This window comes from Nocardioides sp. P5_C9_2 (assembly GCF_054049555.1).
This window is the reverse complement of sequence record NZ_JBFUMD010000688.1, coordinates 1-1,460: the sequence shown is the minus strand read 5'-3', so window position 1 is coordinate 1,460 and position 1,460 is coordinate 1. Positions and strand designations below refer to the sequence as shown.

Below are 1,460 nucleotides of genomic sequence, written 5' to 3'. Positions count from 1 at the left end.
CCGCCGCCCGCACCTGGAGCAAGCAGACCGTGCAGTACGCCGCCCTGGCCCGGGTCACCGGGCCGGGGCTGCTCGCCTCCTCCGAGCCGAGCTGGATCGAGCACCGCCGCCTCGCCGCCCCCGCCTTCCACCACCAGCGCCTCGAGGCGGTCGGCGACCAGGTGCGCGCCGCGGCCGAGACCGCCATCACCGCGCGGCTCGGGTCGCGCTCGCCCACCAGCGGCGAGGTGGTCGACGTCGCGGCCCTCACCCACCGCATCGGCCTCGATGCCGTCGGGCGGGCGCTGTTCTCCGCGGACCTCTCGGGCCACGCCCAGGCGCTGCTCGACGCGACGAGCGACGCGGCCGAGCTGGTCGTCCGGCTGGGACGGTCGATCCTCCCCCGGGCCGAGTGGACACCCACCAGGACCAACCTCCGGCTGCGCTCGACGCGGCGTCGGCTGGACGCGATCACCGCCGAGATCATCGCGGAGCGCCGCGGGCGCCGCCGGCTCTCGCCCGCCGGCGCGCACGGCGACGACCTCCTCGGGCTCCTGCTGGACAGCGGGCTCACCGACCCCGAGATCCGCGACGAGCTGGTCACCATGGTCATCGCCGGCCACGAGACCGTGGCCGCCGCGCTGGCCTGGACGCTGATGCTGCTGGCCGAGGACCAGCCCGCCCAGGACCGGGTGCGCGCCGAGCTGGCCGCCCATCCCGGATCCGTGTCGCTGCTCGGCCACCGCGAGACGCTGCCCTGGACGCGGTCCGTCGTCGACGAGGCGCTGCGTCTCTTCCCGCCCGCCTGGGCCCTGTCGCGGCGCTCGCTGGAGGCCGACGTCATCGGCGGCCGCGAGGTCCCGGCCGGGACGTTGGCGATCATCAGCCCGTGGCTCATGCACCGTCGCGCCGACCCGTGGACCGATCCGCTGGCCTTCCGTCCGGAGCGGTTCCTCGACGGGGGCGCCGGCCGTACCGGCTACCTGCCGTTCGGGCAGGGGCCGCGTCTGTGCATCGGCCGCGAGTTCGCGCTCGGCGAGATGGTCCTGGTGCTGAGCGAGCTGCTGCGCGACCACCGCCTCGACGTACCGCCGGGCTGGACCCGCCCCGTGGCGCAGGCGCAGGTCGCCGTGCACCCCCGCGGCGGCATGCCGCTCGTCGTCACCCGCACCGCCGGCGTGCGCGCATGACCGTTCTGCTCGCGATCCTCCTCCTCGCCGCGGCCGTCGGCGGCGGCCGGCTGGTCGCCGACCTGCGCACGATCCCCCGCGGGACCGGGTACGCCGACCGGTCGGCGTCGGTGTCCGTCGTCGTCCCGGCGCGGGACGAGGAGGCCACCCTCCCGGCGCTGCTGGCGTCCCTGCGCGAGCTGGTGGTCGGCGTCGGCGAGGTCGTCGTGGTCGACGACGGCTCCCGGGACGCCACGGCCGCGGTCGCCCGGGCCGCGGGCGCCACCGTCCTGCCCGCCACCGCCCCGCCGC

Annotated in this window: 2 protein-coding genes; both read left to right on the top strand. The window is 77.2% G+C overall.

All coding sequences use genetic code 11. The features are described 5' to 3' along the window. Nucleotides 1-1,169: cytochrome P450 (locus tag ACXJKL_RS21015; protein WP_457208935.1), on the top strand; the 1,169-nt coding region annotated here is incomplete at its 5' end. Next, nucleotides 1,166-1,460 (top strand): glycosyltransferase (locus ACXJKL_RS21010; protein ID WP_457208934.1); only part of this gene is annotated, 295 nt, incomplete at its 3' end. The genes ACXJKL_RS21015 and ACXJKL_RS21010, both read left to right, overlap by 4 nt.